This window comes from Kitasatospora sp. NPDC059803 (assembly GCF_042732255.1).
Lineage (GTDB): Bacteria > Actinomycetota > Actinomycetes > Streptomycetales > Streptomycetaceae > Kitasatospora.
The window spans coordinates 28809-33693 of record NZ_JBHWIJ010000061.1 but is presented as its reverse complement, the minus strand read 5'-3'; the positions used below and the strand labels follow the sequence as shown (position 1 = coordinate 33693).

Annotated in this window: 5 protein-coding genes; 3 read left to right on the top strand and 2 right to left on the bottom strand. The window is 73.6% G+C overall.

Features of this window, described 5'->3' with window-relative positions; all coding sequences use genetic code 11:
- Nucleotides 1-74: 74 nt before the first annotated feature.
- Complete coding sequence (locus ACFV6I_RS13245) at nt 75-944, bottom strand: 3-hydroxybutyryl-CoA dehydrogenase (RefSeq protein ID WP_063346851.1); 870 nt, start codon at nt 942-944, stop codon at nt 75-77.
- A gap of 282 nt (nt 945-1226) precedes the next feature.
- Between ACFV6I_RS13245 and ACFV6I_RS13240 the strand changes: the two genes are divergently transcribed.
- Nucleotides 1227-2045, top strand: coding sequence for an SDR family NAD(P)-dependent oxidoreductase (locus tag ACFV6I_RS13240; RefSeq protein ID WP_063346850.1), 819 nt, complete (start codon nt 1227-1229; stop codon nt 2043-2045).
- 44 nt (nt 2046-2089) lie between these two features.
- On the opposite strand, the gene ACFV6I_RS13235 is transcribed toward ACFV6I_RS13240, so the two are convergent.
- Entirely contained in the window at nt 2090-3049 is a 960-nt protein-coding gene (locus ACFV6I_RS13235; RefSeq protein ID WP_380425077.1) for a polysaccharide deacetylase family protein, read from the bottom strand.
- Between the two features lie 275 nt (nt 3050-3324).
- On the opposite strand from ACFV6I_RS13235, the gene ACFV6I_RS13230 reads away from it, so the two are divergent.
- Together ACFV6I_RS13230 and ACFV6I_RS13225 are read left to right on the top strand one after the other, a co-directional pair.
- Nucleotides 3325-4209, top strand: a complete 885-nt coding sequence (locus ACFV6I_RS13230) for an SAM-dependent methyltransferase (protein WP_079135470.1) — start codon at nt 3325-3327, stop codon at nt 4207-4209.
- A gap of 157 nt (nt 4210-4366) precedes the next feature.
- Nucleotides 4367-4885: FBP domain-containing protein (locus ACFV6I_RS13225; RefSeq protein WP_380425074.1), on the top strand; the 519-nt coding region annotated here is incomplete at its 3' end.

Genomic DNA, 4885 nt, shown 5'->3' with positions numbered 1-4885 from the left:
GGGGTGTGATTTGTTTAAAAGAGACAGGAGCAGCACCTCGCTCCCGGGCCCCGCCGCCGTCCACCGGCCGGTGCTCAGGCGCTCGCGGTGTAGTCGTAGAAGCCGCGGCCGGACTTACGGCCCAGCAGGCCCGCGTCGACCATCCGGGACAGCAGCGGGGGAGCCGCGTACAGCGGCTCCTTGTACTCGTCGTACATCGACTCGGCGATCGAGACGATGGTGTCCAGACCGATCAGGTCGCACAGCCGCAGCGGGCCCATCGGGTGGGCGCAGCCGGCCTCCATGCCCTTGTCGATGTCGGAGGCCGTGGCCACGCCCGACTCGAACATCCGCACCGCGGACAGCAGGTAGGGCACCAGCAGCGCGTTGACCACGAAGCCGGCCCGGTCGCGGGCGCGGATCGGCTCCTTGCCGAGCTCCTGGGAGGCGAAGGCCTCGACCCGCTCGGTGGTCACCGCCGAGGTGGTCAGCGTCGGGATGACCTCGACCAGCTTCTGCACCGGCGCCGGGTTGAAGAAGTGCAGGCCGATCACCTGCTCGGGGCGGGAGGTGGCGGCGGCCAGCTTCACGATCGGGATCGACGAGGTGTTGGAGGCCAGGATCGCGTCCCGGCGCTCGACCACCTGGTCCAGGGTCTGGAAGATCTTGACCTTGATGTCCTCGCGCTCGGCGACCGCCTCGACCACCAGGTCGCGGTCGGCGAAGTCGGCCAGGTCCACGGTGAAGGCCAGCCGGGCCAGCGCCGCGTCCCGCTCCTCCGGGCTCAGCTTGCCGCGCTTGACCGCCGTGTCCAGGGAGTTGGTCAGCCGGGTACGGCCGAACTCCAGCGCCTCGCCGCTGGCCTCCGCCACCAGGACGTCCAGCCCGGCCCGGGCGAAGACCTCCGCGATGCCCGACCCCATCAGGCCGCAGCCGATCACTCCGACGCGCGCGATGTCACTCACTCAGTTGCCCTTCGGTGGTGCTGGGGATCGCCCAGCGACTGGTGACCCAGCGAGCTGCTGGTCAACGGGCCGGTGTGCCGGAATGGGTGCACCGGTCACCGTCCCGACGACGTTACTACTCCGTACCGGCCAGTAGGTCACCCCCTCCCCGGCCGGGTGCCAGCGCGAGCAGTCGTCCGAACGGGTGAGGCCGGGCCCGCCGCCCGTGCGCCCGGGGCCGCGCCCGTGCGGCGGCCGGGAGAATGCCGCAGACGGGGGCCGGGGACGGGAAGGGAGCACACGGTGCCGACGGGATCGCTCACAGGACAGGTCGCCCTGATCACCGGCGCGGGCCGGGGAATCGGCCGGGAGATCGCCATCGGCCTGGCCGCCGAGGGCATGGCCGTCGGCCTGGTCGGCCGCACCCACGGGACGCTGACCGACACCCTCAAGGAGTGCGCCCGGCGCGGCTCCCGCGGCGTCGCCGTCACCGCCGACGTCACCCGCGCCGGCGCCGTCCGCGAGGCCGTCCGGGTCGTCGAACGCGACCTCGGCCCGATCGACCTGCTGATCAACAACGCCGGCCTGGTCGACCGCGCCGAGGTGCCGCTCTGGGAGACCGACGCCAACCAGTGGTGGCAGGTGATCGAGACCAACCTGCGCGGCCCCTACAACCTGCTGCGCTGCGTCCTGCCCGGCATGGTGTCCCGGCGGCGCGGCCGGGTGGTCAACCTCAACTCCGGCTTCGCCCTGCGCCCGGACGGCCACTACACCGCGTACGCCACCTCCAAGGGCGCGCTGCTCCAGCTCTCCGACAACATGGCGGACTCGCTGGCCCGCCACGGCATCGTCATCCTCGACATCAGCCCCGGCGCGGTCGAAACCGACATGACCGCCGCCATGCCGATGTTCAAGGACACGCAGACCTGGGGCTCCATCCCGTACATGGTCGCGGTCACCGTGGACGCCGCCCGCGGCCGCTTCGACGGCCTGCACGGCCGGTTCATCCACGCCGGGCGGGACGACCTGGAGGAACTGGTCAACCGGGCCGCGGAGATCCGCGCGGCGGACGCCCGGACGCTGCGGATGCGCCCGTACAAGGCGGACGACCCGATGGGCTGAACGGGCCCCTCGGCCGACGCGGTCTTTCCTGGTCCGAAGAGCGGTCAGGCGCACAGCTGACTGGCGGTCACCGGCTTCAGACCCGCCTTGGCGAGGCCGTCCAGGATGCCCGGCAGCGCGTCCACCGTGCACTGGTGGCCCATGTGCAGGGCGACCACCGACCCGCCGCGCACCGACTTCAGCACCCGGCGCTGCAACTCGGCGGCCGACGGGTCGTTGTAGTCGCGCGGGTCGACGTCGAAGGACAGCACGTGCTCGTAGCCGACCGCCTTCGCCTGCTCGCGCACCGTCCGGGTGGCGTACTGCGCGGCGGACGGGCGGAACCAGCGGCCGATCGAGCCGGTGAGCCGCTGGAGCCGTTCGGCGCACTGGGCGATCTCGTCGTGCACCTGGGCGGCCGTCATCGTCGACAGGTCGAGGTGGTTCTGGGTGTGGTTGCCCAGCTCGTGGCCGGCGTCCAGGATCCGGCGGGCCATCTGCGGCTGCTGGTCGAGCCAGCTGCCGACGACCATCACGGTCAGCTTGATGCCGCGCTGCTCGGCGGCCTCCAGCAGCGCGGTGGCCTGCTTCGGATCGCCGCTGCCGTGGCAGGTCAGCGCCACGAACTTGCTGGTGCGCGGCCCGTTCACGACCTCGACCGGGGTGCCGGCGGCGAGCGGCGGCAGCACCGGCGGCGTCGGAGGCGCGGGCGGGGGCGTCGGCGGCGTCGCGGCCCCGGCGGCCGGCTCCGCGCCGGTGGCCGGGTCGGTACCGGCGGTCGGGTCGGCCCCGGTGGGCTGCGGCTCCGGCGGGGCGGACGGCACGGGGGAGGCCGGGCCCTCGCCGCCGTTCCAGGCCGGGTCGGTGGTGTGCTGCGGGTCGAGGGTGCCCGGGTGCACGGCGAGCCCCCCGGCGTCGGCCCGGCGCGGGGTGCCGGAGGCACACGCGCTGAGGAACCCGCTGGCGGCGGTCAGGGCGGCCAGCTGGACGGCGGTGCGCAGTACGGTGCGGCGGTCGGCAGTCATCGGCAGTCAGCATAGGGACGGCGGCCACCCACGGCGATCCGAGGAGCGTCCCGGTACCGCCATTGACGTGCACACACTCCACTGCCCGGGTGTTGCGTAAACCTGAACTCCCGCTGTTTCACCGGCGTGTCGTCGGATACGATCACGGCGCACCGCACGCCACGGGAGGGTGGCCGGGCCGGACGCGGGTCACCCCCGTCGTACCGGGCGGGCCCGCCGACCGCCGCGGCGGTGCCATTTCCGGCAGTGAGCACGGCAGAGGGGGGCGGAACAGGATGCACGAGGACAGCGCAGCCGTCGGCGAGGCCACCGGCACCGACTGGGACTGGGCCAGAGCGGACGACTGGCAGCCGCCGAGCGAGCTCGACACCGGCATCCCGCACACCGCCCGGATGTACGACTACTACCTGGGCGGCAAGGACAACTTCGAGGCCGACCGCAAGGCCGCCCAGGCCGCCATAGCCGCCTACCCCGCGCTGCCGCTGCTGGCCCGCACCAACCGGCAGTTCCTCGGCGACGCGGTGGAGTTCGCCGCCGGCCGGGGCATCCGCCAGTTCGTCGACATCGGCACCGGCATCCCGGCCGTCGGTTCCACCAGCGAGGTCGCCCAGCGGGTCGCCCCGGACGCCCGGGTGGTGTACGTCGACAACGACCCGATCGTCGCCACCCACGCCCGCGCCCTGCTGGCCGGCCACCCCGCCGGACACACCTCGGTCATCGAGGCCGACCTGCGCGACCCGGCCGCCATCCTCGACCACCCGGGCCTGCTCGCCGCCGTCGACCTGTCCCGGCCGGTCGCGCTGATGCTCGTCGCCGTGCTGCACTTCATCCGCGACGAGGACGGCGCCCAGCAGATCGTCCGCACCCTGCGCGACGCGCTCGCCCCCGGCAGCGCGCTGATCCTCTCCCACGGCAGCCCCGACTTCGCCTCCCGGGAGAGCGCCGCCGAAGGCACCCGCATCTACCGCAGCGCCAGCGCCCCCCTGGTGCTGCGCCCGCGCGCCGGCGTCGAACCCTTCTTCGGCGACTTCGAGTTCGCCGGCCCCGGCCTGGTCCAACTCCCGCTCTGGCGCCCCACCCCCGGCCACGTCCCCACCACCGAACTCCCCGAAGGCTGGCAGGACGTCTCCGCCTACGCGGGCGTCGCGTTCAAGCCGTAGCCCCGGTTCACGAGGCGGCCCCGGCGCCTCCCTCCTACGCCGGGACCGGCCTCGCAAACACCCTAGGCTCGGCCACTGACAGCCCGTCACCCTCCCCGGTGCGTACCGGGAGAAATTGGCACGACAGCGCGGGCGGGCCGGTGTTAGCTTCCGCGGCATGGAACCCCTGAACGAGAACGAGATCCGCGCGTCCTTCGTCAACTGCTCCAAGGGCGAGGCCAGTCGGCTCAACCTTCCCCGGGGCCTGGCGGAACTGCCCTGGGAGAACCTGGACTTCCTCGGCTGGCGGGACCAGGGCGCGCCCGACCGGGCCTACCTGGTGGCGTCGTACGGCGGCGAGCCGGTCGGCGTGACGCTGCGGGTGCCGACGATCCGCCGCAGCCTCACCAAGACCAACGTCTGCTCGCTGTGCATCACCGCGCACGCCGGCTCCGGCGTCGCGCTGCTCGCCGCCCGCCGGGCCGGGGCGGCCGGGCGGGAGGGCAACACCGTCGGCACGTACATCTGCGCCGACCTCGCCTGCTCGCTGTACGTGCGCGGGCTGAAGAAGTCCGCCCTGGTGACCAGGCCCGACGAGTCGCGGGTCGGGGGGGGGGGGTCGGCTGGGCGGGGGTGGTGGCGCGGGGGGCGTGGCCCGCGACCGGGGGGCGACCGCGGCCGCAGCGAGGGGGGCGCC

Bases quoted from the DNA above. Each gene is read 5' to 3' on its own strand.
- ACFV6I_RS13235 (WP_380425077.1), bottom strand. From the start codon at position 3,049: ATGACTGCCGACCGCCGCACCGTACTGCGCACCGCCGTCCAGCTGGCC.
- ACFV6I_RS13230 (WP_079135470.1), top strand. From the start codon at position 3,325: ATGCACGAGGACAGCGCAGCCGTCGGCGAGGCCACCGGCACCGACTGG.